The organism is Streptomyces kryoterrae (assembly GCF_054072135.1).
On record NZ_CM133358.1, the window covers coordinates 5717868 to 5744669 of the forward strand.

28 protein-coding genes and 1 tRNA gene are annotated in these 26802 nt (G+C 70.0%); 15 read left to right on the forward strand and 14 right to left on the reverse strand.

The annotated features are described in order from the left end of the window. The first annotated feature begins 55 nt into the window (after nucleotides 1-55). From ACW4TU_RS25175 to ACW4TU_RS25200, 6 genes are all read left to right on the forward strand, one after another. Nucleotides 56-364 carry a hypothetical protein gene (locus tag ACW4TU_RS25175; RefSeq protein ID WP_457417045.1) on the forward strand — a complete coding sequence of 103 codons (309 nt, stop codon included), beginning with the start codon at nucleotides 56-58 and terminating at the stop codon, nucleotides 362-364. A gap of 90 nt (nucleotides 365-454) precedes the next feature. After that, entirely contained in the window at nucleotides 455-1195 is a 741-nt protein-coding gene (locus tag ACW4TU_RS25180; protein ID WP_457417046.1) for a class I SAM-dependent methyltransferase, read from the forward strand. Then, entirely contained in the window at nucleotides 1192-2106 is a 915-nt protein-coding gene (locus ACW4TU_RS25185) for a bifunctional DNA primase/polymerase (RefSeq protein WP_457417047.1), read from the forward strand. The genes ACW4TU_RS25180 and ACW4TU_RS25185 overlap by 4 nt, the downstream gene beginning before the upstream one ends. Next, on the forward strand, nucleotides 2103-2450 hold the full coding sequence (locus tag ACW4TU_RS25190; RefSeq protein WP_457417048.1) for a hypothetical protein: 348 nt from the start codon (nucleotides 2103-2105) through the stop codon (nucleotides 2448-2450). Before ACW4TU_RS25185 ends, ACW4TU_RS25190 begins: the two co-directional genes overlap by 4 nt. After that, nucleotides 2447-3712, forward strand: a complete 1266-nt coding sequence (locus ACW4TU_RS25195; RefSeq protein WP_457417049.1) for a DUF3631 domain-containing protein — start codon at nucleotides 2447-2449, stop codon at nucleotides 3710-3712. The genes ACW4TU_RS25190 and ACW4TU_RS25195 overlap by 4 nt, the downstream gene beginning before the upstream one ends. Nucleotides 3713-4285: 573 nt before the next feature. Then, nucleotides 4286-5794: a tyrosine-type recombinase/integrase gene (locus tag ACW4TU_RS25200; RefSeq protein WP_457417050.1), complete on the forward strand. Its 1509-nt coding sequence runs from the start codon at nucleotides 4286-4288 to the stop codon at nucleotides 5792-5794. Nucleotides 5795-5912: 118 nt separating this feature from the next. On the opposite strand, the gene ACW4TU_RS25205 is transcribed toward ACW4TU_RS25200, so the two are convergent. The 3 genes from ACW4TU_RS25205 to ACW4TU_RS25215 all read right to left on the reverse strand — a co-directional run bounded on the left by ACW4TU_RS25205 (nucleotide 5913) and on the right by ACW4TU_RS25215 (nucleotide 7786). Further along, nucleotides 5913-5986 (reverse strand) — tRNA-Pro (locus tag ACW4TU_RS25205). 42 nt (nucleotides 5987-6028) lie between these two features. After that, nucleotides 6029-6805 carry a Pr6Pr family membrane protein gene (locus ACW4TU_RS25210; RefSeq protein ID WP_457417051.1) on the reverse strand — a complete coding sequence of 259 codons (777 nt, stop codon included), beginning with the start codon at nucleotides 6803-6805 and terminating at the stop codon, nucleotides 6029-6031. 54 nt (nucleotides 6806-6859) lie between these two features. Continuing rightward, on the reverse strand, nucleotides 6860-7786 hold the full coding sequence (locus ACW4TU_RS25215) for a metallophosphoesterase (RefSeq protein WP_457417052.1): 927 nt from the start codon (nucleotides 7784-7786) through the stop codon (nucleotides 6860-6862). 78 nt (nucleotides 7787-7864) lie between these two features. On the opposite strand from ACW4TU_RS25215, the gene ACW4TU_RS25220 reads away from it, so the two are divergent. After that, complete coding sequence (locus ACW4TU_RS25220) at nucleotides 7865-8329, forward strand: GatB/YqeY domain-containing protein (protein WP_457417053.1); 465 nt, start codon at nucleotides 7865-7867, stop codon at nucleotides 8327-8329. Nucleotides 8330-8360: 31 nt separating this feature from the next. On the opposite strand, the gene ACW4TU_RS25225 is transcribed toward ACW4TU_RS25220, so the two are convergent. Then, complete coding sequence (locus tag ACW4TU_RS25225; protein ID WP_457417054.1) at nucleotides 8361-8561, reverse strand: hypothetical protein; 201 nt, start codon at nucleotides 8559-8561, stop codon at nucleotides 8361-8363. A 324-nt stretch (nucleotides 8562-8885) separates the two neighbouring features. After that, nucleotides 8886-11159 (reverse strand): transglycosylase domain-containing protein, encoded by a 2274-nt coding sequence (locus ACW4TU_RS25230; protein ID WP_457417055.1) that lies wholly within the window; start codon nucleotides 11157-11159, stop codon nucleotides 8886-8888. 421 nt (nucleotides 11160-11580) lie between these two features. Between ACW4TU_RS25230 and wblA the strand changes: the two genes are divergently transcribed. Beyond that, nucleotides 11581-11919, forward strand: a complete 339-nt coding sequence (gene wblA, locus ACW4TU_RS25235) for a transcriptional regulator WblA (protein ID WP_055532849.1) — start codon at nucleotides 11581-11583, stop codon at nucleotides 11917-11919. Nucleotides 11920-11966: 47 nt separating this feature from the next. Here wblA and bagB read toward each other — a convergent pair whose 3' ends face one another. Together bagB and bagA are read right to left on the reverse strand one after the other, a co-directional pair. Next, the gene (gene bagB, locus ACW4TU_RS25240; RefSeq protein WP_457417056.1) at nucleotides 11967-13370 is read right to left on the reverse strand and encodes an ATPase BagB; all 1404 of its coding nucleotides are present in this window, start codon (nucleotides 13368-13370) and stop codon (nucleotides 11967-11969) included. Further along, on the reverse strand, nucleotides 13367-14344 hold the full coding sequence (bagA, locus tag ACW4TU_RS25245; protein WP_457417057.1) for an ATPase BagA: 978 nt from the start codon (nucleotides 14342-14344) through the stop codon (nucleotides 13367-13369). The genes bagB and bagA overlap by 4 nt, the downstream gene beginning before the upstream one ends. 95 nt (nucleotides 14345-14439) lie before the next feature. Between bagA and ACW4TU_RS25250 the strand changes: the two genes are divergently transcribed. The 4 genes from ACW4TU_RS25250 to ACW4TU_RS25265 all read left to right on the forward strand — a co-directional run bounded on the left by ACW4TU_RS25250 (nucleotide 14440) and on the right by ACW4TU_RS25265 (nucleotide 16973). Continuing rightward, nucleotides 14440-14598, forward strand: a complete 159-nt coding sequence (locus ACW4TU_RS25250) for a Sp36 family protein (RefSeq protein WP_164409936.1) — start codon at nucleotides 14440-14442, stop codon at nucleotides 14596-14598. Then, nucleotides 14595-15062, forward strand: a complete 468-nt coding sequence (locus ACW4TU_RS25255) for a RidA family protein (protein WP_457417058.1) — start codon at nucleotides 14595-14597, stop codon at nucleotides 15060-15062. The genes ACW4TU_RS25250 and ACW4TU_RS25255 overlap by 4 nt, the downstream gene beginning before the upstream one ends. 149 nt (nucleotides 15063-15211) lie before the next feature. Further along, nucleotides 15212-16087, forward strand: coding sequence for an NUDIX hydrolase (locus tag ACW4TU_RS25260; RefSeq protein ID WP_457417059.1), 876 nt, complete (start codon nucleotides 15212-15214; stop codon nucleotides 16085-16087). Nucleotides 16088-16142: 55 nt separating this feature from the next. Next, on the forward strand, nucleotides 16143-16973 hold the full coding sequence (locus ACW4TU_RS25265; RefSeq protein WP_457417060.1) for an MBL fold metallo-hydrolase: 831 nt from the start codon (nucleotides 16143-16145) through the stop codon (nucleotides 16971-16973). Nucleotides 16974-16988: 15 nt separating this feature from the next. Here ACW4TU_RS25265 and ACW4TU_RS25270 read toward each other — a convergent pair whose 3' ends face one another. The 3 genes from ACW4TU_RS25270 to ACW4TU_RS25280 form a co-directional block, all read right to left on the reverse strand. Beyond that, nucleotides 16989-17822, reverse strand: a complete 834-nt coding sequence (locus ACW4TU_RS25270; RefSeq protein WP_457417061.1) for a nucleotidyltransferase — start codon at nucleotides 17820-17822, stop codon at nucleotides 16989-16991. A gap of 13 nt (nucleotides 17823-17835) precedes the next feature. Further along, complete coding sequence (locus ACW4TU_RS25275) at nucleotides 17836-18918, reverse strand: outer membrane protein assembly factor BamB family protein (RefSeq protein ID WP_457417062.1); 1083 nt, start codon at nucleotides 18916-18918, stop codon at nucleotides 17836-17838. Between the two features lie 131 nt (nucleotides 18919-19049). Next, nucleotides 19050-19724: a Crp/Fnr family transcriptional regulator gene (locus tag ACW4TU_RS25280; RefSeq protein ID WP_006382668.1), complete on the reverse strand. Its 675-nt coding sequence runs from the start codon at nucleotides 19722-19724 to the stop codon at nucleotides 19050-19052. A gap of 514 nt (nucleotides 19725-20238) precedes the next feature. Between ACW4TU_RS25280 and nth the strand changes: the two genes are divergently transcribed. From nth to ACW4TU_RS25295, 3 genes are all read left to right on the forward strand, one after another. Continuing rightward, entirely contained in the window at nucleotides 20239-21336 is a 1098-nt protein-coding gene (nth, locus tag ACW4TU_RS25285; RefSeq protein ID WP_457430291.1) for an endonuclease III, read from the forward strand. A gap of 88 nt (nucleotides 21337-21424) precedes the next feature. Then, on the forward strand, nucleotides 21425-22165 hold the full coding sequence (locus tag ACW4TU_RS25290; RefSeq protein WP_457430293.1) for an NUDIX hydrolase: 741 nt from the start codon (nucleotides 21425-21427) through the stop codon (nucleotides 22163-22165). Nucleotides 22166-22178: 13 nt separating this feature from the next. Continuing rightward, on the forward strand, nucleotides 22179-23378 hold the full coding sequence (locus tag ACW4TU_RS25295) for a MarP family serine protease (RefSeq protein ID WP_457417063.1): 1200 nt from the start codon (nucleotides 22179-22181) through the stop codon (nucleotides 23376-23378). 47 nt (nucleotides 23379-23425) lie between these two features. On the opposite strand, the gene ACW4TU_RS25300 is transcribed toward ACW4TU_RS25295, so the two are convergent. From ACW4TU_RS25300 to nhaA, 4 genes are all read right to left on the reverse strand, one after another. Further along, nucleotides 23426-23605 carry a hypothetical protein gene (locus ACW4TU_RS25300; RefSeq protein ID WP_164409929.1) on the reverse strand — a complete coding sequence of 60 codons (180 nt, stop codon included), beginning with the start codon at nucleotides 23603-23605 and terminating at the stop codon, nucleotides 23426-23428. Between the two features lie 166 nt (nucleotides 23606-23771). Then, complete coding sequence (locus ACW4TU_RS25305; protein WP_457417064.1) at nucleotides 23772-24752, reverse strand: alpha/beta fold hydrolase; 981 nt, start codon at nucleotides 24750-24752, stop codon at nucleotides 23772-23774. Continuing rightward, nucleotides 24749-25225 carry a phage holin family protein gene (locus tag ACW4TU_RS25310; RefSeq protein ID WP_457417065.1) on the reverse strand — a complete coding sequence of 159 codons (477 nt, stop codon included), beginning with the start codon at nucleotides 25223-25225 and terminating at the stop codon, nucleotides 24749-24751. The genes ACW4TU_RS25305 and ACW4TU_RS25310 overlap by 4 nt, the downstream gene beginning before the upstream one ends. 124 nt (nucleotides 25226-25349) lie before the next feature. Further along, nucleotides 25350-26801 carry a Na+/H+ antiporter NhaA gene (gene nhaA, locus ACW4TU_RS25315; RefSeq protein ID WP_457417066.1) on the reverse strand — a complete coding sequence of 484 codons (1452 nt, stop codon included), beginning with the start codon at nucleotides 26799-26801 and terminating at the stop codon, nucleotides 25350-25352. Nucleotide 26802 lies beyond the last annotated feature (1 nt).

Here is a 26802-nt window from a genome sequence, read left to right on the forward strand (position 1 = left end):
CGGGCCCGCGCCACCTGTCGGCGCGGGCCCGCGGCACACCCCGAAGGAGCCTGAAATGAGCCAGCACACCCCGCCCGGCCAGATGGCCCCGCACATACCCGCCGACCTCTACCAGCACGCACAGGCGACCGGACAGCCCGTCGTGTTCGTCGTCCACGGCCCCCCGCCGGGCATCCCGTGGCAGCGCATCGTCGTTCCGTTCGCGATCGCCGGCGCGGTCGTCGCCGGCGGCTGGGGACTGGTCGCTGCCATCTGCTTCCTCCTCGACGCCGCCGCCCACACCTTCACCGTCATCGCCGGCGCCGCCGGACCCATCGGACTGGGCGGAATCACCCTGCGTCTGGCCCGCTCCAAGAACACCTAGCTGTGCCAAGGGCGGCCCCCCACTCTCGCCAAAGAAGCGGGGCCGCCCTTGTCCACCTGCCAGCAACAGAGCTACTGGAGGTCTTCCAGGATGACCCATCGTCCCGACATCGGGCGACTGCTCGCCCTGCTCGAACCCGTCCGCGTGCTGGACGCGTTCTCCTGCATCGGCGGCGCCGCCAAGGGCTACCGGCGTGCGTTCGGCAACTGCCACATCACCGGCGTCGATATCCAGGCGCAGCCGGACTACTGCGGTGACGCCTTCCACCAGGCGGATGCGATCGACTACATCCGTGCGCACGGCCACGAGTACGACTTCATCCATGCCTCCCCGCCGTGCCAGGGCGAGGGGGCACCGACCAAGGGCACCAACGCCGCGCGCAACGCGGCGATCGGCCGGACCTACCCCCGGCTCATCGCCCCCACCCGCGCCGCACTGGAGGCGACGGGCCGCCCGTACGTGATCGAGAATGTTCCCGGTTCCGAGGTCCGCAAGGACGTCCGCCTGTGCGGGGAACAGTTCGGGCTGGGGGTGCTCATGCACCGCTACTTCGAACTAGGAGGCTGGAGCACCGCGCAGCCCGTCCACCCCAAGCACCGGGGCTACGTGCGCGGTTGGCGGCACGGCGAATACCGCGAGGGCCCCTACGTCGCCGCGTACGGCGAGGGCGGTGGCAAGGCCACTGTGGAGGAGATTCGCGCGGCCAAGGGCATCGACTGGTCCACCGACCACCTCCGTCTGCGCGAAGCCCTCCCACCCGCCTACACGGAGTGGATCGGCCGCGCGTTCCTCGCCGCGGCGCCCCTGCTCCGCTTGGGGGCCGCGGCATGAGTCCGCTGCCGAACCCGGTTCGGTCGGAGCTGCTGGCGTGGGCGACACAGACCGCACAGCGCGGCTGGCACGTCATCCCGCTACGCCCTCGTGACAAGCGTCCCGCCGGCCACGCGGAGAAGTACTGCCCCGCTACCGGCCGCTGCACCGATGGCCACAAGACACCCGAGCAACGCGCCACCACCGACCTTGAGCGGCTCATCGCCGCCTGGGCCCAGGCGCCCTACAACGTCGGCATCGCCACCGGCCCGTCCGGGCTGCTGGTCGTCGACCTGGACACACTCAAGCCCGAAGAACCGAAAGGAACGCCTGACGGCGCAACGTCCTTTCAAGCGCTCTGCGAGCGCGCCGGACAGGCCCTGCCCGATACCTACCGGGTGCGGACCGCCCGCGGTGGAGAGCACCTGTACTTCACCCAACCCCCCGGTATCCGGCTGCACTCCACTGCCGGACGCCTCGCCAAGAAGATCGACACCCGAGGGTGGGGCGGATACGTCGTCGCCGCCGGCAGCACCACCCCCAACGGCACCTACGACGTCCTCGACGACCGGGCCCCCGCCCCGCTGCCTCAATGGCTGCACGACGCCCTCAAGCCCGCCCCACGGCCCCGGTACGCCATGCCGGACTCCATGAAGAACAGCAGCGGATACGCCGCGGCTGCGCTGCGGGGCGAGGTCGACAACGTGGCCACGGCCGCGGACGGCACCCGCAACGCGGTGCTGCTGCGGGCCGCGCGGGCCCTGGGTCGGCTGATCGCATCCGGCGACCTCGACCGGGGGGAGGTCCAGGAGGCTCTTAGTAGGGCGGCATCGGGCAATGCGACACAGTCCCAGCGCTACTACGACGACGTCATCACGCGCGGTCTGGACTGGTCCGTCGCCCACAACACGCCTGGTGGGAGGGCGGCATGAGCAACCCCCCGCCCACTAAGAGCCTCACCGGCCACCACCCGGCGTCGGCCGCTCCACAGCCTGTGGACACGCCGGCCGTGGGCGAGCCGAATGGCGCCGCCCGCAAGGGCGTCCCTTCAGCTCTTCGCCCCGAGTCGCAGTACGACGACGGGCGCCGGCCCATCGCGTGGCTCCACATCACTGCGCCCCGCGGCGCGGTCCCGACCGCCACCTCGAAATGCGCGTGCGGCCGTGACCGCAGCGCCGTAGGCCACACCCGCGTGCACGCCCTGATCGACGACCACACCGCCCACCGCGACTCCTGCCCGCTCCGCACCAATCCGGAAGGAAGGGCCGCCGCATGACCAAGTCGACCCCCACCCCGCCCACCATCGACGGGGCCGCGCTGCTGGACGAGGTGGAAGCCTTCCACCGCCGCTTCAACGTCTTCCCCACCGAACACGCCTACGTAGCCGTCGCGTTGTGGGACGCGCACGCACACCTGATGGACGCCCTCGACGGCACCGCCCGCATCGCGTTCCTCAGCCCCGAACCCGGCTCCGGAAAGTCGCGTGCGCTGGAGATCATCGAGACGCTCACCCCGCGCGCCGCGACCACCGTCAACGCCTCCGCGAACGCCCTGTTCCGGCTCGTCTCCGCAGATGAGGGCACCCCCACCCTCCTGTTCGACGAGATCGACACCGTGTTCGGGCCCAAAGCCGGCGGCAACGAGGAAGTCCGTGGGTTCCTCAACTCCGGATACCGGCGCGGCGCCAAGTCCCTGCGCTGCGTCGGCGATGGCTCCGACCAGAAGGCAGGTTTCTTCCCGTCGTTCTGCGCGGTGGCCATGGCCGGACTCGGCTCCCTCCCCACCACGATCCTGACCCGGTCCGTCATCATCCGCATGCGCAAGAAAGCACCAAACGAGAAGTGCGAGCCCTACCGGCGCCGCATCCACGAGAAGCAGGGCCACGTCCTCCGCGACCGGCTCGCGGACTGGACCGCCACCCTGCACGACCAAGTCGCCGAAGCCTGGCCCGAGATGCCTGAGGGCGTCGTCGACCGGCCCGCCGACGTGTGGGAGCCGCTCCTCGCGGTCGCGGACGCGGCCGGCGGGCAATGGCCGGCCCGGGCCCGCGCAGCCTGCCTCGCGCTCATCAAAGCCGCCAGCGTCGACGACAAGGCTTCCCTGGGAGTGCGGCTCCTCACCGATCTCCGCGACCGCGTGTTCTGCGGCGCCGACCGGATGCCCACCGCCGCCATCCTCGAAGTCCTCCTCTCCCTCGACGAGTCGCCCTGGGACGACATGAGCGAGGACGGACAGAACGCCAAGCCCCTCAACTCCCGACGGTTGGCGACGCTCCTGAGCCAGTACATGAAGCCCGACGACACCCCGATCAAGCCCAAGGGCATCAGGGTCGGCAGCTCCACCCCCAAGGGCTACTACGCGGAAGACCTCACCGACGCGTGGAACCGCTACTGCCCCCCGGACCCCCAGAAATCCGCAACAGCCGCAACAGCCGCAACACCGCAGGTCAACGGCAGTGAATCTGTGGCGGATACCCCTTCCGAGACCCGCCACATGTCCATGGAATCCGACACACTCCAACTCCGCATCGCCGGTTGACCAGCCCGCACCCAAGGGTCCCGCCGCGCCGCCGCGTGGCGGGACCTATCCGCAACACAAACGGCATCCGCCACAGATTCAAGCCGCTGACCAGCAATGTTGCGGCGTGGCGGATGTTGCGGATCCCCCAGAAGGGTCTTAAGCCGCCGCCTGCCGAGGAGGCATAGCCACATGAGCACCGCTCCGCGTCTGGAACCCCCGGCACTTCCCCCTGTCTACCTCCCGAGCGACATCGCCAAGGCCCTCCACTGCTCGGAGTGGTGGGTGAAGGAGCAAGCTCGCCGGGGACGCATCCCCTTCACCAAGCCCGCAGGGAGCTACCGGTTCACGGCCGAGCACTTCGCCGAGATCATGCGCATCTTCGAGAGCCGTCCCGCCGAAAGGCATGACGCTCCTGCGCCAGCAGAACAAGCATCGCGGCGCAGGGCGACCACAACGGCGGCGTCCGTCACCTCCCTGAAGGCAAGGACGCCACGCAGGGCGCGAGGTGGCCAACCACAGTCCAGCGCAGCCTGATTTCGTGTGCCGCTCGGCCCTTCAGCCGGGCGGCACGCCCGTTCATAGGAGAGCAAGTTGGGTTACGCCGAGAACCTCGGCACGTACTGGCGCGGCCGGTACAAGCTCGCGCCGGGCAAGTACGCCACTGTCCGAGATGCCGATGGTGAGGCCATCCGCTTCCGGACCAAGCCGGCGGCAAAGAAGGCTGCGGACGCTGAAGAAGCGAAGCTGTTGGCCGGAACGAAGAAGGCGCCTCCTGAGCGGATCACTTTCGGCGCCTACGCGAACCGCTGGTATGCCGCGCAGGACTTGGCGGCCTCCACTATGCAGAACTACCGGCGGCACATCGAAGAACACTTGCTCCCCGCGTTCGAGGATTTCGCCGTCGCAGACATCCTGAGCACCGACATCGCCGCTTGGGAGAAGCACGAACGCGCCGTGCCTTACGCGGCAACCAGCGTCAAGACATGGCGGGCGACACTGCATCTGATCCTCGCCGACGCCGTTGACGAGGGGCTGCGCGACTCCAACCCGGCAACCAGGCGCCGTGGACGGGGCAAGCGCGCTGGACGCTCACGCAACCGTGGCCCGGAGAAGGCGGTCACGACGGCGCTCGGCATTCTGCTGCTCTCCGAGCGGATGGCGCTGTTGTCCGGCCGCGACGACGAGTTTGTTGGCGGCATCATCATGGGCTACACCGGCATGCGATGGGGCGAAGTCGTTGGCCTTGAGACGGAGTTCGTCCGGCCGAAGAGCATTCGGGTTGAGTGGCAGCTCTACGAACTGGACACTGGCGAACTGCACCGTTGCCCGCCCAAGGACGACTCCTACCGCGACGTCGACGCTCCGGACTTCCTCGCCTCGTTGCTTGCCGGCCACATCGCCCGGACGAGACCGAAGCCTTGCGAGTGCCACGGGCTGACCTACGTCTTCCGTGGCCACGGAACAGCCAACGGGTCTGCGAGTCGCCCGGGGGCGAAGCTGGCCGACGTGGCTCGCCGTGCCGGCGTCTCGACCGGCACCGTTTCCAACGTCCTCAACCGTCCGGACGCTGTGGCGGAGCCGACTCGGATGAAGGTGCTGGAGGCCATCACCGATCTCGGGTACGTCCGCAACGCGAGATCAGGGGAGTTGGCCGCCCACTGGCGACGCTCTGGCTTCGCCACGTGGCTCTTTCAACCGGCCGTCACAGGGTGGTATCCCGGGCGCGGCACTCAGGAAGAGCACCCGGTTCCCGTGGTCGCCGAGCCGTGGCCTGGCATCCCTGCGCGCGGACGAGGCGCCTCCAAGCGGGCTGAGGCGTGCTGGGTGCCGATTGCTCCGGGGCTGACCCCGCACGGGTTGCGCCACACTCACAAGACCCTGATGAGGGAAGTGGGGACCCCGCCGAAGCTCATGGACGAACGCTTGGGCCATGAGGACGGTTCCGTTCAGTCGCGCTACGACCACATCACGGCCGGCATGCGGCAGAAGCTGATGAACGCGCTCACCGGGATGTGGGAGGAAGCGTTGAGCGCGCGTCGGGAGATGAGTCCCGGCTCGCCCGTGGCTGCTCTGGACGCGTTGCTGAAGGCTCGTGGGTAGGGCGCCGGTCTGGAGACGATTGCAAGATTTTCTCCAGGATTTCTCCAGAGAGCCCCTGGAGAACGAGGCAGGCCCGGCGCTGATTTCTCAGCACCGGGCCTGACCTGGCGTTTTACTGTCGGGGTGGCGGGATTTGAACCCACGACCTCTTCGTCCCGAACGAAGCGCGCTGCCAAGCTGCGCTACACCCCGATGTCGCTGCTTGTCCTGCTTGTCGCGGCGACGTCGTTTACTTTAGCCCACGGGTGGCCCCAGGCGAAATCCGGTTTTGGCGCGGTGGTGGACCGGGTTCGGGCGGATGTGGTCGAGGGTTACGAGGAGAACGGCAAGGGCGTAGAAGGCGAGGCCGAGGAGGAGGGCGTTGCCCAGGACGCTCTTGTAGCCGTGCTCGTCCACGTCGAGGAAGCCGTACAGGTAGCGGTTCGGTGTGCCCGGGAGGAGCAGTTCGCCTCGGGCCAGGGAGAAGGCCAGGTACGCCAGGGGGTAAAGGAGCCACGGTGCCGCCTGGCGCAGGTGCAGCTGGCCGGAGGCGGTCAGGAGCAGCAGGTTCACGAGTGCCGCGATCGGGATCGCCGTATGCAGGATCTGGTCGGTGATGACGTGCCAGCCCGTCGGCGGAGACGGTGTGGCGAACGGGCTCGACGGGTTGGACACCAGCAGGTGGTGCACCAGGGCCCCGATCACGACGTACAGGAGTGTCGCGCCCGTCAGGGCCGCGGGCAGGGGGCGGCGGGCTGTCCAGGCGCGGCGGGCCGAGACGGTCATGACCAGGGTCAGCAGGATGCCGCTCTGGATCGTGAACTGGCTCAGGACGTGGAGCGGGCTGCCGAGGAGCAGCTCGGCTGTCACTGCCGTGGCCGCTGCGGCGGCGGTGAGGAGGCGGAAGGCCGCCGTCACGGGGCGGCGTATTGGCGTCACCACCGCCGCGGCGGGGACGGGGGAGGCGAGGAGGGCCGGTCCGCCCGGGAGCGCGGGGAGGTCCGGGATGGCCCTGGGTATCGGGGCGGTCATGCCCTCACGCTAGAGCGGGTGGGCAAATAGGGCGATCCGGGCGGGCTGTGTGGGTTACGCCCGCGCCGTCAGTGTCAGCAGGGTCGCCTCCGGCGGGCAGGCGAACCGTACCGGCGTGTAGCGGTTGGCGCCGCAGCCCGCCGAGACGTGGAGGTACGACGTCCGGCCCTCCGCCGTGTGCGTCGACAGGCCCTTCACCCGGTCGGTGTCCAGGTCGCAGTTGGTGACCAGAGCGCCGTAGAAGGGGATGCACAGCTGGCCGCCGTGCGTGTGGCCGGCCAGGGTCAGCGGGTACGCGTCCGCGGTGAACGCGTCCAGGACCCGGAGGTAGGGGGCGTGGACGACGGCCATCGAGAAGTCCGCCGTCTCCGAGGGGCCGCCGGCCACCTGCGCGTACCGGTCCCGCTTGATGTGCGGGTCGTCCAGGCCCGTCAGCTCCACTGACATGCCGTCGATCTTCAGCGTGCCGCGGGTGTTCGTCAGGTTCAGCCAGCCCGCGCCGTCGAAGCCGTCGCGCAGGTTCTCCCACGGGTTGTGGACCACGTCGACCGCGGGCGGGTTGCCGTTGAGACCGTGTTTGCCCTGGGTCTTCTCGAGCAGGTACCGGGCGGGGTTACGGGGTTTGGGGCCGTAGTAGTCGTTGGAGCCGAAGACGTACGCGCCCGGGAGCTCCATCAGCGGGCCGAGCGCGTCGAGCACCTCGGGCACGCCCTCCGGGTCGGACAGGTTGTCGCCCGTGTTGATCACGAAGTCGGGGCGCAGGCCGGCCAGGGAACGGAGCCAGCGCTGCTTCTTGTACTGCCCGCCGACCATGTGGATGTCGGAGACCTGGAGCACGCGCAGGGGGCGCATACCCGCGGGCAGCACCGGCACGGTCACCCGTCGGAGGCGGAAGGAGCGGGTCTCGAAACCCGCCGAGTAGGCGAGGCCGGCGGCGGCAACGGCCGTGATTCCCAGGGGTACTGCGTATAGCGCGCGCATGCTCCCATGGTGTCAGGCGCGGGGGGACGGTGGAAATCCACGGGCGGTGTCCTTCCCGCACCTGCGACAATCGTTCCCATGACCACGCTCAAGTCGAAGCTCAGGGAAGACCTCAACGCCGCCATCAAGGAGCGCGACGAGCTCCGCTCCTCGACGCTCCGGCTCACCCTCACCGCGATCACGCAGGAAGAGGTCTCCGGCAAGGAGAAGCGCGAACTCTCCGACGAGGAGGTCACCAAGGTGATCACCCGCGAGGCGAAGAAGCGCCGCGAGGCCGCCGAGGCCTTCGCGCAGGGCAACCGCCCCGAGCAGGCCGAGCGCGAGAAGGCGGAGGGCGTGCTCCTCGCCGCCTACCTGCCCAAGCAGCTCGACGACGAGGAGCTGAACCGGATCGTCGCCCAGGCCGTCGAGGAGGCGAAGGCGGCCGGTGCCGAGGGGCCGCGCGCCATGGGCCAGGTCATGAAGATCGTGAACCCGAAGGTCGCGGGCCTCGCCGAGGGTGGCCGGGTCGCCGCCACTGTGAAGAGGCTCCTCGCCGGCTGAGCGCCCATTCGCCCCACAGGGGTGAAGTACGTCAGCCGGCCGTCGCCGCCACCTCCGTACAGGACTCGTCCGCACCGTGCGCGACGATGCGGACGCTTTCCCGGGTGGCCGCCGACGTGGGCAGGCCGACGGTGAAGCAGCGTTCGGCCATGGACTCGGCCGGGCCGAAGACGGACACCGAGCGCTGGTAGACGCGTGCGAACAGCACGATGACCTGCGTCCGGCCGTCCATGGAACTCAGCTTGTACAGCAGGCCGTTGCCGTGCCCGTTGCCCGTTGCCCGTTGCCCGTTGCCCGTTGCCCGTTGCCCGTTGCCCGTTGCCCGTTGCCCGTGGCGACGCGGGCGTCGGTGAAACCGCGGGCGTCACCACCAGCGTGAGCAGGACCGCACCGAGGGCCTTCGCCCAGGGTGCGGTCCTGCCTCGTTGCTCAGGTGTCATGTCGGCCTGGATTCCCGCCCGGAGCTTCCAGAGTCGGACCTGGGAATTCTGGAACTTGCCCAGCGGGTGCCCCCGTTGCCCAACTGGCGTGATGACGCCCGGAGTTCGTCCGGGCGTCAGCCCCGGCCGCCCCCGTTGCCGTTTCCGTTGCTCTGGCCCTGGAAGAGGTTCTCCGGGATGGAGAAGGACGGGGTCGGGAACGTCGTGTTGCCGCCGTTGTCGTTGCCGCCGTCCGTCGTGCCGCCGTTGTTGTTGCCGTTGTTGTCGCCCCCGGTGTCACCGCCGTTGTCGCCGTTGTCGTCCGGCTTCGGGACGGTCGGTTCGATGATGGGGACGAAGTTGAAGTTCCCGGAGTCCTTGCCCGCGAGGGCGCCGGTCATGGCGTCCTTCCAGATGGGGCCCGGGACCTTGCCGCCGAAGACGAGTTCGTTCCAGACGCCGCCGATCGTGATGTTGCGCATCTTCACGTTCTGCATGGCACTGCCGACCCAGACGGCGCCGGACAGGGTCGGTGTGTAGCCGACGAACCAGGCGTTCTTGCGCTCGTCCGTCGTACCCGTCTTACCCGCGTTGTCGCGGCCGTCGGTGAGGCCGGCCGACTGACCGGTGCCGGAGTCGACGACGCCCTGGAGCAGGGTGTTGATCGTGTCCGCGGTGGTCTCCGACATCGCGCGCGTGCACGTCGACTTCGGGACCGCCAGCGACTTCTGCCCGCCGTTGGCCTTCTGCGTGATCGACTCGATGGCGACCGGCGTGCAGTACGTGCCCCGGGAGGCGAAGGCCGCGTACGCGCTCGCCATCGTCAGCGGGGAGATGCCCTTGGAGCCGAGCGCGATGGCGGGTACTTCGGGCAGCTTGTCGCCGTTGCCCTGTGTCACGTGCAGCGCGTCGGTCATCTTGACCACCGGGCACAGGCCGATGTCGGAGATCATCTGCACGAAGTAGGTGTTGACCGACAGCTCCATCGCCTTACGAAGGCGGTACGGACCCTTCTCCGACTCGCTCTCGTTCTCGACCTTCGCCTTCTCCTGGTTGATCCACTGATTGCCGCTGCACGTCTGGACCGGGCTCGGGTACTCCATCTCGTACGGCGCCGAGTACTCCTGGATCGCCGGGCGGCCCTCCTCCAGGGCTGCCGCCGCCACGAACGGCTTGAACGTCGAACCGGTCGGGAAGCCGAAGTTGGAGCCGCCCCGGTCACTGCCGACCGAGTAGTTGATCTCGGTCTCGTTCTTGCCGTAGCCGTACGGCTTCGACTGGCCCATGCCGAGGATCTTGCCGGTGCCCGGCTCGACCAGCGTGACCGCAGTCGCCACCTTGTCCGACTTGTACACGTGCTCCTTGATCGACGCCTGCACGGACGCCTGGGACTGCGGGTCCAGCGTCGTGCGGATGGTCAGGCCGCCCTGGTTCCAGATCTTCGTCCGGGCCTCGCGGGTCTTGCCGAAGACCGGGTTGGCGAGGAACTCCTGCTCGACGTACTTGCAGAAGAAGCCCGCGCCCTTGACCGCGGCGATGCAGCCGTTCTTGGGCTGGCTGACCTTCAGGCCGAGCGGCTTCTCCTTGGCGGCGGCGGCCTCCTGCGGGGAGATGTCACCGATCTCCGCCATCCGCTGGAGCACGGTGTTGCGGCGCTTGGTGGCCTCCGCCGGGTCGTTCACCGGGTCGTACCGGGTCGGCGACTGGACGATGCCGGCCAGAAGGGCCGACTGGGCGAGGGTCAGGTTCTTCGCGGACTTGGAGAAGTAGCGGCGGGCGCCGGCCTCGACGCCGTACGCCTGCTGGCCGAAGAACGTGATGTTCAGGTAGTTCTCGAGGATCTTCTTCTTGCCCAGCTCCTCCTCGACCTGGATCGCGAACTTCAGCTCCTTGATCTTGCGGCCGATCGTCTGCTGCTGGGCCTGCGCGACCTTCGTCGGGTCGTCGCCGGCCTCCTCCACGAAGACGTTCTTCACGTACTGCTGCGTGAGCGTGGAGGCGCCCTCCGCGACGCCGCCGCTCTGCGCGTTCTTGTTGAGCGCCCGCAGGACGCCCTTGAGGTCGACCGCGCCGTGCTCGTAGAACCGGGAGTCCTCGATCGCGACGATCGCCTTCTGCATGTACGGCGAGATGTCCTTGAGCTCGACGACCGTGCGGTCGCGTGAGTAGACCGTCGCCAGCTGGCCGCCCTTGGCGTCCAGGATCGTGGTGCGCTGGCTGAGCGGCGGGCGCTTCAGGTTGGCCGGGATCTCGTCGAATCCCTCGACCGAACCCTTGGCCGCGAGGCCGAGCGCGCCGGCGGCCGGCAGGGCGATACCCGCCATGACAGCTCCCGCGAGCACGCTGACACCGAGGAACTTGGAGACCTGCTGGACTACCGACAGGCCACCGCCCGAGCGCTTGTTTGGCATGAGGGCAGCCTACGTTCTGATTCGCCGGACACACGTACAGGCCTTGGCCTAAGCTCTTCACAACTGTCACAGCAGTGAGGTCACGTATCAATACGTCCCCGAGACCCGGAACGGTTCGGATGTAGCCCAACTTTTTTTGTGAATTTTTTTGTGGACTACGTGCCCGGATTCGCCTTGTGTGTCACGTGGTGTCCGTTGTGACTCAACCGAAACCTCCCGCTTCGTCTGAATAGTCGCGCATGTCGGTCGCTCACTCCCCCGGGTGATCTGCCGCTTACCCATAGTCCGTTCGGGCCATTCAAGATTGGGCCCGAAGGGGGTGTTGCGCTGTGCCCTCCTTCCGTAACGTCCTCAACTGGCGGCGGTGAATATGCCGCTGCCGCCGTGGGGGAGCCTCGATTCGGGAGAGGACGGCGCCGGTATGGGCTGGGTTACCGACTGGAGTGCGCAGGCGGCCTGCCGCACTACCGATCCGGATGAACTGTTTGTTCAAGGAGCAGCGCAGAACAGGGCCAAGGCGGTGTGCACCGGATGTCCGGTACGCACGGAATGCCTGGCTGACGCGCTCGACAACCGCGTCGAGTTCGGCGTGTGGGGAGGAATGACGGAGCGGGAGCGCCGCGCACTGCTGCGCAGGCGTCCCACCGTCACCTCGTGGCGTCGGCTGCTCGAAACAGCGCGTACGGAGTACGAGCGGGGGGCGGGAATCCTGCCCCTCGACGAGGAAGAGGTGTACGAGAACTACTTGGCGGTGAGCTGAGCCGTCTCGGTCGGTCACCGCCGTCCTGGTCGGTCACTCGTCGTCGGTCACTCGTCTCCGGAAGGCTTCGACAGCTCCGGAAGCGCAGGCAGCTCCGGCCGTTCGGTCGCGAGCCGGTTGCCGATGTTCCGCAGGCCCGCGAGGTCATGTACATCGCCGGGCAGTGCGGCGACCTCGGTCACCGCCACCTCCGGGTGGCGCGCGGTGAAGCGGTCGCGTGTGCGCTGCTCGCGGGAGAGCAGTTGCATACGGTCGGCGTGCAACCGGAGCAAACCCGCGGTGAGTTGCTGGACGGTGGGTTCGACGCTGGGTTCACTCGGGTCGGCGGTCGGGTCACTGTCGGTGGCGGTGGGGGAGCCTTCGACGTGTTCTTCGACGTCCGAGTGATCCAAGTGATCCGGATGGTCTGGCTGGTCTGAACTGCCGTACGTGTCGGGAGAGTTACGAAGTCCAGCTTTCCCGTCCTCCTGATCGACAATGCGGGGCTCTTCAAGATTTTCCGCGGCGGCGAGCGCACGCTCGGCCGACAGCTGGGCGGCGCCGCTGCCGTGGACCCGGTTGAGCACCAGTCCGGCGAGCGGCATGTCCTCCGCGGCCAGCCGTTCCACGAAGTACGCGGCCTCACGCAGCGCGTCCCGCTCCGGCGCCGCCACCACGAGGAACGCCGTGCCTGGCGCCTGAAGCAGCTGGTACGTGGCGTCGGCGCGGGTACGGAAACCACCGAAGGTGGTGTCCATCGCGGCCACGAACGTCTGGACGTCCTTGAGGAGTTGACCGCCCAGGAGCTTGCCCAGGGTGCCGGTCATCATCGACATCCCGACGTTCAGGAACTTCATCCCCGCGCGCCCGCCGAGCTTCGCCGGCGCCGTCAGCAGCCGGATCAGCCGGCCGTCGAGAAACGAACCGAGCCGCTTCGGGGCGTCCAGGAAGTCCAGCGCGGACCGGGACGGAGGTGTGTCGACGACGATGAGGTCCCACTCGTCGCGCGACCGCAGCTGCCCCAGCTTCTCCATCGCCATGTACTCCTGCGTGCCCGCGAAGCCCGCCGAGAGCGACTGGTAGAAGGGGTTGGCGAGGATCGCGGCGGCCCGCTCACCGTCGGCGTGCGCCTCGACGATCTCGTCGAACGTCCGCTTCATGTCCAGCATCATGGCGTGCAGTTCGCCGCCGCCGTCGACGCCCTTGACCCGCCGCGGCACGTTGTCGAGCGAGTCGATGCCCATGGACTGGGCGAGCCTGCGGGCCGGGTCGATGGTGAGTACGACCACCTTCCGCCCCCGCTCGGCGGCGCGCAGCCCGAGCGCCGCCGCGGTGGTCGTCTTCCCGACCCCGCCGGCTCCGCAGCACACCACGATCCGCGTGTTCGGATCGTCGATCAGCGGATCCACCTCGAGCACGCGCGCGGGGGACAGGCCATGGCGGGAAGGGGTGTCGTGCGGATCCGGGCTCATGACATCCTCTGCTTCCGCAGCTCGTGGGCCAGTTGATACAGGCCTGCCAGGTCCATGCCCTCGGTGAACAGCGGCAGTTCGTGCAACGGCAACCGCAACTCACCCAGCACGGAACGCTGTTCGTGCTCCAGCGCATACCGCTCGGCGTATTCCTCGGCCTGGGTCAGCAGCGGGTCCACCAGTTTCTCGGCGTTCCCGCCGCGCCGCGCCCCGCCGAGCCCGGCGGCCGACAGCGACCGCGCGAGCGCGCCGCGAGGAGCCGCTCGTACGAGTTCCAGCTCGGCCTCGTCCAAGACCTCGGGCCGCACCATGTTGACGATGATCCGCCCCACCGGCAGCTTCGCCGCCCGCAGTTCGGCGATACCGTCCGCGGTCTCCTGGACGGGCATCTCCTCCAGCAGTGTCACCAGGTGCACCGCCGTCTCGGGCGACTTGAGTACGCGCATCACGGCCTGCGCCTGGTTGTGTATCGGACCGATCTTCGCGAGGCCGGCCACCTCGTCGTTGACGTTCAGGAAACGGGTGATGCGGCCGGTCGGCGGGGCGTCCATCACGACGTGGTCGTAGGCGAACCGCCCGCTCTTGTCCTTCCGGCGGACCGCCTCGCACGCCTTGCCGGTCAGGAGTACGTCCCTGATCCCGGGGGCGACGGTGGTGGCGAAGTCGATCGCGCCGAGTTTCTTCAGGGCACGGCCTGCGCTCCCGAGCTTGTAGAACATCTGGAGGTAGTCCAGCAACGCCTGCTCGGGGTCGATGGCGAGGGCGAACACCTCCCCGCCCCCGGGAGCGACGGCGATCTTCCGCTCCTCATAAGGCAGCACTTCTGTCTCGAAGAGCTGCGCGATGCCCTGCCGGCCCTCGACCTCGACGAGAAGCGTGCGCTTCCCCTCGGTGGCGAGGGCAAGCGAGAGCGCTGCGGCGACCGTGGTCTTTCCGGTCCCGCCCTTACCGCTGACGACCTGGAACCTGCTCACGTATTCGAGGTTAACCAGTCCGGCCCAAAGCTACGCCGGGGGCTGTGGACAACGTGGGCGCGGACTGCCCGGCGCCAGCGGATAAAGTCGCCTCCATGACCAAGTGGGAATACTCGACCGTGCCGCTGCTCGTCCACGCCACGAAGCAGATTCTGGACACCTGGGGCGAGGACGGCTGGGAGCTCGTCCAGGTCGTGCCCGGGCCGAACAACCCCGAGCAGCTCGTGGCGTACCTGAAGCGGGAGAAGTCGTGAGCGCGGTCGAGGCACGCCTCGCCGAGCTCGGCCTGACGCTGCCGGCGGTCGTGCCGCCGCTGGCCGCGTACCAGCCTGCCGTGCGGTCCGGGGTGTACGTGTACACCTCGGGCCAGCTGCCCATGGTGGACGGGAAACTCCCGCTCACCGGCAAGGTGGGCGCGGAGGTCACGCCCGAGGAGGCCAAACAACTGGCCCGCACGTGTGCGCTGAACGCGCTCGCGGCGGTCAAGTCGGTCGCCGGTGACCTCGACCGGATCGCGCGCGTCGTGAAGGTCGTCGGCTTCGTCGCCTCGGCCCCCGACTTCACGGGCCAGCCCGGGGTCGTCAACGGCGCGAGCGAACTCCTCGGCGAGGTACTCGGCGACAAGGGCGTCCACGCCCGCAGCGCGGTCGGTGTGGCTGTACTGCCTCTCGACGCGCCGGTCGAGGTAGAGGTCCAGGTGGAGCTGAGCGATTTCTAGCCCGTCCGGCGTTTGAGGACGAGGCCCCTTCAGGGCCGAAAGCGGGGGTCTGGGGGCGGCGCCCCCAGGGACGGGACGGGTAGGGGCGGCGGGGGGCGAAAGAACCTCGCGGCCTCGAACATGCGCCCACCACCGGATAGCCTCCGCCCATGGCAAACGGGCAGTGGTACCCACCGGAGTGGCCGGACCTCATCCGCGGGCTCGCCGAAGGCACCCTCACCCCGGTCACCCCCAAGCGCGCGGCCACCGTCATGCTCCTGAAGGACACCGACGCCGGCCCCGTCGTCCACATGCTGCGCAGACGCGCCTCCATGGCCTTCGCCGGGGGCGCGTACGCGTATCCGGGCGGCGGAGTCGACCCGCGCGACAGCGACCACCTGATCCGCTGGGCGGGCCCCACGCGCGCGTGGTGGGCGTCCCGGCTGGGCCTGGGTACCGACGAGACCTCCGCCCAGGCGGTCGTCTGCGCCGCCGTACGGGAGACGTACGAGGAGGCCGGCGTCCTGCTCGCGGGCCCGGCCGCCGATTCCGTGGTCGGCGACACCACGGGCGACGACTGGGAGGCGGACCGCGCCGCCCTGGTCGCGCGGGAGCTGTCCTTCGCCGAGTTCCTGGACCGCCGAGGGCTGGTGCTCCGCTCGGACCTCCTCGGGGCGTGGGCCCGCTGGATCACCCCGGAGTTCGAGTCCCGCCGCTACGACACCTGGTTCTTCGTCGCCGCGCTCCCGCAGGGTCAGCGCACCCGCAACGCCTCCACGGAGGCGGACCGCACGGTGTGGATCGAACCGGCCGACGCGGCAGCCGGGTACGACAGGGGCGAGCTGCTGATGCTGCCGCCCACGATCGCGACCCTGCGCGCGCTGGCACCGTACGACAGCGCCTCCGGGGCCCTCGCCGGGGCCCTGGAGCGCGACCTGGCCCCGGTCCTGGCCAGGGCCAGCCTGGAGGACGGCGAGATCGTGCTCGCCTGGCCGGGGCACGACGAGTTCACCAAGCACATCCGGATCGGCGGCGCCCCCGCATGACCACGCCCGCGCCCCGCCCCCCGGCAGCCACCCTCGTCCCGGCAGGTGCCCCCGCATGACCGAAGCCGCCGCTCTCCCCGGCCAGCCGCGCGGCGGGGTCGTCTCGGGACCCGCCACCGCGCGCGCGGTCAACGTCCTCGCGCCCAACGCCTCCGCGATGACCCTCGACGGCACGAACACCTGGATCGTCTCCGAGCCGGACTCCGAACTGGCCGTCGTCGTCGACCCGGGGCCCCTGGACGACGTACACCTCAGGCATGTCGTCGACACCGCGCGGAAGGCCGGCAAGCGGATCGCGCTGACGCTGCTCACGCACGGGCATCCGGACCACGCGGAGGGCGCCGGACGGTTCGCCGAGCTGACGGGGACGCGGGTGCGGGCGCTCGATCCGGCGCTGCGGCTGGGGGACGAGGGCCTCGGGCACGGGGACGTCGTGACCGTCGGCGGGCTGGAGCTGAGGGTCGTACCGACGCCGGGGCACACCGCGGACTCGCTGTGCTTCCATCTCCCGGCCGATCGGGCCGTCCTGACGGGAGACACCGTCCTGGGGCGCGGAACGACCTTGGTGGCCCATCCTGACGGCCGCCTGGGGGACTATCTGGACTCCCTGCGGCGGCTCAGGTCCCTGACGGTGGACGACGGCGTGCACACCGTCCTGCCGGGCCACGGTCCCGTCCTGGACGACGCCCAGGGCGCCGTCGAGTTCTACCTGGCCCACCGCGCCCACCGGCTCGCCCAGATCGAGACGGCGGTCGAGAACGGCTACACGGGCCCCGCGGAGGTCGTCGCCCACGTGTACGCGGACGTGGACCGCTCCCTGTGGCCGGCCGCCGAACTGTCCGTCCGCGCCCAGCTGGAGTACCTCCGCGACCACGGCCTCATCTAGCTCCGGCCCGGACCCCTATTCGGGCCTGGGCGCCTTGACGCCGTGCACGCGCGTGTACTCCCCGGCGAGCCACGAGCCCAGCTCCTCCACGTGCGAGCGCAGGAACGACCGCAGGACGGCCGGGTCGTCCGTCGGCCCGTGGCCCAGTGACGCCGCCTTCCTCATGCGTGGGCCCCACTCCGGGTAGTACGCGGCGAACGCCTCGGCCATCTCGTGCAGGTCACTCGTCCAGCCGTCCCAACGAGGCATGACCAGCGTGAAGCCCGTACGCACCAGACGGCGGGAAATGCCCCGCACGCGTGCGCGTACCGCCCCTGGAGGAGCCCCCGGGGCGGTCGCCTCGGCGATCAGACGTCGCCAGCGCGGGAGGCACAGGGCCAGGGCGCCGTTGGTCTCGCGGGCGAGGAGGGAGTCGGGGCGGTAGCGGGGCAGGTGCCCGGCGAGGTCCTCGCCGAGGAGGGGCGTGCAGAGGCAGGCCACGAACCAGCCCAGGTCGTGCCTCTCCAGGTCGCTCAGCGTCCGCGCCCGCGAGACCAGCAGCGTGCCGGAGCCGTCGATCTGCTCGAACTCGTTGTCGAGGGCGGCGTCCAGAGAGCGGGCCGCCGCCCGGTCCGCCTCCGTGGGCTCCTCACGCAGCGCGAGCAGAAGGTCCAGGTCGCTGCGGCCCACGCGCGCGGTGCCGCGCGGGATGGACCCGTAGACGTACGCGCTGTGCAGCCGCGCCCCGAAGACGTCGACGACCTGGTCCCGGGCCGCATCGACGACGGGCCGGAAAGCGGGCGGCACGCGTGCGAGGGAGCCCTCACGCGCGATGAAGCCCCGCTCGTCCAGTCCCGGGCGCGCTGACACGCCGTACGTCACGTCACTTCCAGCGGAACACGCGCACGCGGCGGGTCTCGCTCACCGCGTGGCACACGACGGCCAGGCGGTCGTCCCAGGCCGCGTACCGTGCCCGGTAGCTGAAGCCGGGGAGTCTGCGCTCCGCGACGACCCGGCCGTCGGCGGGGTCGAGGACGGTCACCCGGCTGCCGTAGCCGTTGCCCACCATGAAGTACCCGCGGTGGGCCAGCGGATGGAGCGTACGGCCGTGATCGACGCGCCACTCCCAGAGCTGCTCGCCGGTGGGGACCGAGTAGGCGCGCAGGACCGTGTCGGCGCTCTTCTCGTCGTCGCCGGCGGGGTCGTCCGGTTCCAGTCCGACGGCGAGCGTGTCGCCGACGACGGCGACGACGGGCCCGAAGTCCTTGTACCCGTCGGGAAGTACGGCGTGCCACTGCCCGTTCTCGCGGACCACGTACAGCCGGGGGCGGGAGCGCTTGCCGTCGTTGCGGACGGACAGGACCGGCGGGTCCGTCGCCAGGACGGAGAACCGGTCGCCCCACCGGTCCGGAAGCGACCGCTCCCATTGGAGGGCGCCGGTGCGCGCGTCGAGACACCGGACGACCGGCGGCGCGTCCGCCGTCCCGCTGGGGAGGGTCACCATCCGGCCGCCGCCGATGGCCACCTCGCGCGCGTGGCCGGCGCCGACGTGTCCCAGCTGGTCCTTCGGCAGCTCGCGCGACCAGGCCACGGCTCCGGAGCCCAGGTCGAGCGCGGTGAGGCGGACGTGCGGGGCGCGCTGGTCGCCGTCGTCGTGGTGCAGGACGAGCCCCAGGCCCTCCTGGGTGTCCTCCGCCACCCCGACGATCACCTCCTGGCCCGGCGGCTGCCAGGTCCAGAGGGGCTCACCGGTCGCGGGCGCGTACGCCGTCACGCGGTCGAAGCGCGCCAGGGCGACCGCCTCGTCCGTCGCCCACAGGCCGAGCGGCTCGCCCAGGTCCCGCTGCTCGAACTCGGACTGCCACAGCGTCGGTGCCTCCGGATCCCGGCGGAAGAGGCGCAACCGGCGTTTCGCGGGCTCCGGCTCCGCCACCCAGGCCGACTCGGGCGCTTTGTCCTGGTGCATCCCACCCACCCCTTGATTCCGTTCAGCACGTTCGCGTCACCGCACGGCCCCCGCCCCGGTGAACCCGTTGAAATGCGGGAGGGGCCCCGCCGTGCGGCGGGGCCCCTCTCACGCGTACGGACGGCTCCCGGTCAGCGCGAACGCTTCGCGAGGCGTTCCACGTCCAGCAGGATCACGGCCCGCGCCTCCAGGCGCAGCCAGCCGCGGCCCGCGAAGTCGGCGAGCGCCTTGTTGACCGTCTCGCGGGAGGCGCCGACGAGCTGTGCCAGCTCCTCCTGGGTCAGGTCGTGCACCACGTGGATGCCCTCCTCCGACTGCACGCCGAAGCGGCGCGAGAGGTCGAGCAGGGCACGCGCGACGCGGCCCGGCACGTCGGAGAAGACCAGGTCGGACATCTGGTCGTTGGTCTTGCGCAGCCGCCGGGCGACAGCGCGCAGGAGCGCGGCGGCCACCTCCGGGCGGGCGTTCAGCCAGGGCTGGAGGTCGCCGTGGCCGAGGCCGAGCAGCTTGACCTCGGTCAGCGCGGTGGCCGTGGCGGTGCGCGGGCCCGGGTCGAACAGCGACAGCTCGCCGATCAGCTCGCCGGGGCCGAGGACGGCCAGCATGTTCTCGCGCCCGTCCGGGGACGTGCGGTGGAGCTTGACCTTGCCCTCGGTGACCACGTAGAGCCGGTCACCCGGGTCGCCCTCGTGGAACAGGGCGTCACCGCGCGCGAGGGTCACCTCACTCATGGAGGCGCGGAGCTCCGCGGCCTGCTCGTCATCCAGCGCCGCGAAGAGCGGGGCGCGCCGCAGAACGTCGTCCACGAGTTCTCTCCTTGTCGACCTGCTCAGGGGATCTTGCTCCCCGGTAACGGGGACCGGTTCCCCATCTTGCCGGACGGTCCAAACAGTGTGATCTGTCACAAGGATGCCGTACGGGTGTCCCGAGCAGTGTGGCAGGGGGCCAATTGGGCGCCGATCTCCAGGGTCCGGGGCGGATGTCAGTGCCGGGCTCTAGGCTGGCCGGGTGTCCAAATCGCCGGTGGGAGCACAGGCCAAGGGGGCTGAGCGGGTGGTCGCAGGGCTTGATTCCGCTGTGGGCGAACAGGATGCGGGTGGGGGTCGGAATGCGGAGAAAGCGGCAGAGGTGATGTCGGTGGAGAAAGCCGCCAAGAAGGTGACCGTGACGGCCGAGGCGGGTGGGACGGACGTGAAGTGCACCCCGGAGGACCAGGCCGCGCGGTCGGCCGGGACGGTGAAGAAGGCCGCACCGGCGAAGAGGGCGGCCTCCGCGGCGGCGAAGAAGCCGGCAGCAAGGAACTCGGCCGCGACGGAGCCCATCGCGACGAAGAAGACCGCGACGCAAGCAGCCGCGACGAAGACGAAGAAGACCGCGACGGAGCCAGCCGCGACGAAGAAGACCGCGACCAAGAAGACCGCCCCGACGAAGGCCGCCCCCGCGAAGTCGGCCGCCGCCAAGCCCGTCTCCAAAGCCGCTGCTTCCAGGACAGCCGCCTCCAGGACGGGCGCCTCCAAGGCAGCCGCCTCCAAGGCCGGCGTTGCCAGGGCAGCAGTCTCCAGGACGGCCGCGTCAAAGGCCGGCGTCGCCAAGACCGCTGCCCCGAAGCCCGCTTCCCAGGCAGCCGCCCCGAAGCCGCCCCGCGACGAGTCGCGCACCGCGCTCGTCCGGCGTGCTCGCCGGATCGACCGGGAGCTCGCCGAGGTCTATCCGTACGCCCACCCCGAGCTGGACTTCGAGAACTCCTTCCAACTGCTCGTCGCCACGGTCCTGTCCGCCCAGACCACCGACCTGAGGGTCAACCAGACGACGCCCGCCCTCTTCGCCAAGTACCCCACCCCCGAGGACCTGGCCGCCGCCAACCCCGGGGAGGTCGAGGAGATCCTGCGTCCGACCGGCTTCTTCCGGGCCAAGACCAGGTCCGTCATAGGGCTGTCCAAGGCCCTGTCGGAGGAGTTCGGCGGCGAGGTGCCCGGCCGCCTCGAAGACCTCGTCAAACTCCCCGGGGTGGGCCGCAAGACGGCCTTCGTCGTGCTCGGCAACGCCTTCGGGCGCCCCGGCATCACCGTGGACACGCACTTCCAGCGGCTCGTGCACCGTTGGCAGTGGACGGCGGAGAAGGACCCGGACAAGATCGAGGCCGCCGTGGGCACGCTCTTCCCCAAGAGCGACTGGACGATGCTCTCGCACCACGTGATCTTCCACGGCCGCCGTATCTGCCACGCCCGCAAGCCCGCCTGCGGCGCCTGCCCGCTCGCCCCGCTCTGCCCGGCGTACGGGGAGGGTGAGACGGACCCGGAGAAGGCTCACAAGCTCCTGAAGTACGAGAAAGGCGGCTTCCCCGGCCAGCGGCTGAACCCGCCGCAGGCGTACCTCGACGCGGGCGGCATCCCGGCGCCGCCGCTGGTGGCCGGATGAGGCCCGGGGTGGTGCCCGGGAGCCATCCGGCAGCTACGGAACCAACAGGGCGGCCGCAGGCGTTGGAAGCAGTGGAACGGGGGTGGCGGTGACGCGCGCGAGCAACACACAGGGCGGCGAGGCAACGCTCAGCAAGGACGGACTGCCCGGCTGGCTCGATCCGATGGTGCACGCCGTCGAGACGGTCGAGCCGCTCCAGCTGAGCCGCTTCCTGCCGCCCGAGGACGGCGCCGGCCGCCAGTCGGCCGTACTGATCCTCTTCGGAGAGGGCGAGGGGAAGACCGGAAACGGCCGTGACGACGGTGACGGTGATGGCGGCGGCGGGCCCGAGCTGCTGCTCATGGAGCGGGCCAGTTCGCTGCGCTCCCACGCCGGTCAGCCCTCCTTCCCCGGCGGCGCCCTCGACCCCGAGGACGGCGATCCGCAGGGCGACGGTCCGCTGCGGGCCGCGTTGCGTGAGGCCGAGGAGGAGACGGGGCTCGATCCGGCCGGCGTCCAGCTCTTCGGCGTACTGCCCAAGCTCTACATCCCGGTGAGCGGCTTCGTCGTCACGCCCGTGCTGGGCTGGTGGCGCGAGCCGACGCCGGTCGGGGTCGTCGACCCGAACGAGACGGCCCGGGTCTTCACGGTTCCCGTGGCGGATCTCACGGATCCGGCCAACCGTGCGACCGCCGTGCACCCAAGTGGCCACAAGGGTCCGGCATTTATGGTCGAATCGGCCCTCGTGTGGGGCTTCACGGCCGGGATCATCGACCGCCTCATGCACTACTCGGGCTGGGAGCGCCCCTGGGACCGAAACAAGCAGGTCCCGCTCGACTGGCGCGCGTGACAGGGTGGCCCTTGTGAACGTGCTGGACATCTTGTTGCTGGTCGCCGCCGTGTGGTTCGCGATCGTGGGCTACCGCCAGGGGTTCGTCGTCGGCATCCTGTCGGTGATCGGCTTCCTGGGCGGTGGTCTCGTCGCCGTCTATCTGCTGCCCGTCGTCTGGGACGGCGTGACCGACGAGGCCGAGGTGAGCACGACCGCCGCGGTCGTCGCGGTCGTCATCGTGATCGTCTGCGCCTCCGTCGGCCAGGCCCTGACCACCCACCTCGGCAACAAGCTGCGCCGATTCATCACCTGGTCGCCCGCCCGCGCCCTCGACGCGACGGGCGGGGCCCTCGTCAACGTCGTCGCGATGCTCCTGGTCGCCTGGCTGATCGGCGCCGCCCTCGCGCAGACCACGATGCCCACGGTGGGCAAGGAGGTCCGCGGCTCCAAGGTGCTGGCAGGGGTGTCGGAGGTGCTGCCCTCCGATGCCGACAGCTGGTTCAAGGACTTCACCTCGGTCCTCGCGCAGAACGGCTTCCCGCAGGTCTTCAGCCCGTTCGCCAACGAGCCCATCAAGGACGTCGATCCGCCCGACCCCGCACTCGCCAACAGCCCGGTCGCCGTCAACGCCCAGCGTTCCATCGTCAAGGTCATGGGCACCGCCCAGAGCTGCGGCAAGGTCCTGGAGGGCACCGGCTTCGTCTTCGGCGAGCGGCGCGTGATGACCAACGCGCACGTGGTCGGCGGCGTCGACGAGCCCACCGTCCAGATAGGCGGCGAGGGCAGGAAGTACGACGCGACGGTCGTCCTCTACGACTGGGAGCGCGACATCGCCGTACTCGACGTACCCGATCTGCGCGCGCCCGTGCTGCGGTTCTCGACCGGGGACGCGAGCAGCGGGAAGAGCGCGATCGTCGCCGGCTTCCCGGAGAACGGGTCGTACGACGTCCGTCCCGCGCGCGTGCGTGGTCGCATCACGGCCACCGGCCCGGACATCTACCACCGCGGCACGGTCCGCCGCGATGTCTACTCCCTGTTCGCGACCGTCCGTCAGGGCAACTCCGGTGGCCCGCTGCTCACGCCCGACGGCAAGGTGTACGGCGTGGTCTTCGCGAAGTCCCTCGACGACCCGGACACCGGTTACGCGCTCACGGCGGACGAGATCCAGGAGGACATCGCGCAGGGGCGCACCGCCAACCAACAGGTGGACAGCGACAGCTGCGCGCTCTGAAGCCCTGTAAGGACCCTATGGGGAGCCCTATAGGGCCCTCATAGGGCTCAGGGGCGGGGGTGGCGCAGGCGCATCGAGACCCAGCGGGCCCGACGGCGCAGGATGCGCGGGATTCCCACCTTCAGATCGGTCCCCGCGATGTGCGGGGAACCTCCTTGGTGGGAGCTCAGACCGTGGCCCGAGCGGCGATTGCGTGCGGCGTCACTGTAGTCGTGCGTCCAGCCCATACCCCGACGTCTGCCCCTGCCCCAAGGTCGATAACCGCCCCATGGGCCCCCAATCGGCCTATGCGCCGGGCAATTGGCTGTTCGTAGTACAGCTGTTCCAGTTCTCGGATGCGGGCGGGCTGACACCCTCCCCCTGTCCGGTCACCTGTCCGGTCTGGTGTCCGGTTCACCTGTCCGGTTCGGGGTCCTTCAGCCAGTTGACCAGCTCCGTGGAGAACGCGACCGGGTCCTCCTCGTGCGGGAAGTGGCCCAGTCCGTCGAACAGGCGCCAACGGTACGGCGCTTCGACGTACTCCCCGGAGCCGGCCGCGCTGCGTGTGCGCAGTACCGGATCGAGTGAGCCGTGCAGATGGAGCGTCGGCACCCGCACCGGCCGCTTCATGCGCCGGTTGAACTGGATGCCGTCCGGACGGGCCATCGAGCGGACCATCCAGCGGTACGGCTCGATCGCACAGTGCGCGGTGGACGGGATGCACATGGCCCTGCGGTACGTCTCCACCGCCTCGTCGTCCGGCAGCCGCGGCCCCGACCAGTCCCGGATCAGCCGCCCGACGAGCGCCCCGTCGTCCGCGATGAGCTGCCGCTCGGGGAGCCAGGGCCGCTGGAACCCCCAGATGTAGGACCCGGCGGCCGTCTGCCTGACGTCGGAGAGCATCGCCGAGCGCCAGCGCCGGGGGTGGGGCATCGAGGCGACCACGAGCCGTCGTACCAGCTTGGGGCGCATCACCGCGGCCGTCCACGCCAGGTATCCGCCCAGGTCGTGGCCGACCAGCGCGGCGTCTGGCTCGCCCAGGGACCGGACGACGCCCGTGATGTCGAGGGCGAGGTTCGCGGGGTCGTAACCCCGGGGCGTACGGTCGCTGCCGCCCACGCCCCGCAGGTCCATGGCGACGGCCCGGAAACCGGCGTCGGCGAGGGCGGTCAGCTGGTGCCGCCACGTCCACCAGAACTGCGGGAACCCGTGCACGAGCATGACCAGCGGCCCATCACCCACCTCGGCGATGTGGAACCGGGCGCCGTTCGCGGCGACGTCCCGGTGGATCACCTCGCGTCCGCCGGGCAGGTCGAGCCGTACGGCCGAGGCGGGTTGCGCCGATGAGGGCTGGGCGGACGCGGGTTGCGCCGAGGGTGTGGCGGGGTCCGTCATGAGGACGAGCGTGCCACAACCTCGACCGCGTCACTCACCGGGGCGGGCCGGGGGTGGGGCTTGGCGTTCTGGAGGACGCCCGCAGTCTCCTTCATGGACGCGGCGACCTTCTGCGGGCCCTTGCCCTTCTTGGCCTTCTTCGCGAAGACGACGCCGACCAGCACCAGGAGGACGGCGAGGAGGACGTTCGCGGCGAACGACAGCAGGAAGCAGACCGCGAGGTTCCAGTCGCTCCAGGTCCGAATGGCGTACGCCAGTGCGAAGTTGAGCATCGGCAGGGAGAACACCAGTACGGCGGCGGCCACCGTGAACGCGCCGCCGCTGGTCACGCCGCGCTTCACGTCCTGCTTGAGCTGGGCTTTCGCCAGCGCGATCTCGTCGTGCACCAGCGCGGACATCTCGGTCGTCGCCGAGGCGAACAACTGGCCGATGCTGCGTTCGGCGCCGACCGGGCTGCCGTCGGGTGCGCTCATCGAGATCTCCCTGTTGTCTTGGTTGTCGTTGTCTTGGTCGTCCTGCTCGGATGTCTGAACGTACGCGCCGGGCGTACGCGCCTGACCGAGTGTCTGACCGCATGTCTGACGTCTACGTGTCAGATCATGCCGGACCGTCACCCTCGTCGCCCGCCCCGCCCACCACTTCGGCAAGCCGGTCCCGCTCGGCGGCCTCCAGCTCGGCGGCCTTGAGCCCGGCGATGCGTCGGTGCTCTGCCGCCTTCCCCTCGTGGATGTCGGCCATGCGCAGGTGGTACGCCGGATCGTGCTCCTCGTAGATGTCGGGGATGCCGTCGAGGTCGTCGTCGCGCTCCTCTGCCTCCCAGAGCTTGCGGTACCTGGCGTTCCGTATCTTCAGCAGTACGGTCGCGGCGAGCGCGGCGATGAGCGAGCCGGACAGGACGGCGGCCTTGACCCCGTCGGTGAGTGCGGGGTCGCCGTCGAAAGCGAGTTCACCGATCAGCAGCGAGACGGTGAACCCGATCCCGGCGAGGGAGGCGACGGCGAAGACGTCGGCCCAGGCGAGGTCGTCGCTGAGCGAGGCGCGGGTGAAACGTGCCGTCAGCCAGGTCCCGCAGAAGATCCCGAGTGTCTTGCCGATGACGAGCCCGAGCACGACCCCGAGCGTCTCGGGCTGCGTGAACACGTCTCCCAGCACCCCGCCGGACACCGAGACCCCCGCGCTGAACAGGGCGAACAACGGCACGGCGAGCCCGGCCGACAGGGGCCGCACCAGATGCTCGACGTGCTCGCCGGGCGAGCACGTCTCCCCGTCCTCGGTCCGGGTCGTGCACCGCAGCATCAGGCCCATCGAGACACCGGCGACGGTGGCGTGGATGCCGCTGTTGTACATCAGCCCCCAGATGACGAGCGCGAGCGGGACATACACGTACCACCCGCGTACGCCCTTGCGCAGCAGCAGCCAGAAGACGGCGAGGCCGACGAGCGCGCCGCCGAGCGCGGCGAAGTTCAGGTCGTCGGTGAAGAAGACCGCGATGATCAGGATGGCGAAGAGGTCGTCGACGACGGCGAGCGTGAGCAGGAACGCGCGCAGGGCGTTCGGCAGGGACGTACCGATGACGGCGAGCACGGCGAGCGCGAAGGCGATGTCGGTGGCCGTGGGCACGGCCCACCCGGCGAGCGAACCGCCGCCGGTGACGTTGGTGAGGGTGTAGACGAGCGCCGGTACGGCCATTCCGCACAGGGCGGCGACGACGGGCAGCGCGGCGGCCCTCGGGTCGCGCAGATCCCCGGCGACGAGCTCGCGCTTGAGTTCGATGCCGGCGACGAAGAAGAAGACCGCGAGCAGCCCGTCGGCGGCCCAGTGCTGGAGGGAGAGGTCGAGCCCGAGGGCGGCGGGCCCGACGTGGAAGTCGAGGACGGCCTCGTACGTGTCCTTGGCCGGGGTGTTCGCCCAGATCAGCGCGGCGATCGCGGCGACGAGCAGCAGCACCCCGCCGACGGTCTCGGTCCGCAGGGCGTCCGCGACGTATGTCCGCTCGGGCAGCGAGAGCCGTCCGAGGAGCTTGCGGCTTGCGTTGCGGGGGGCGGCCACG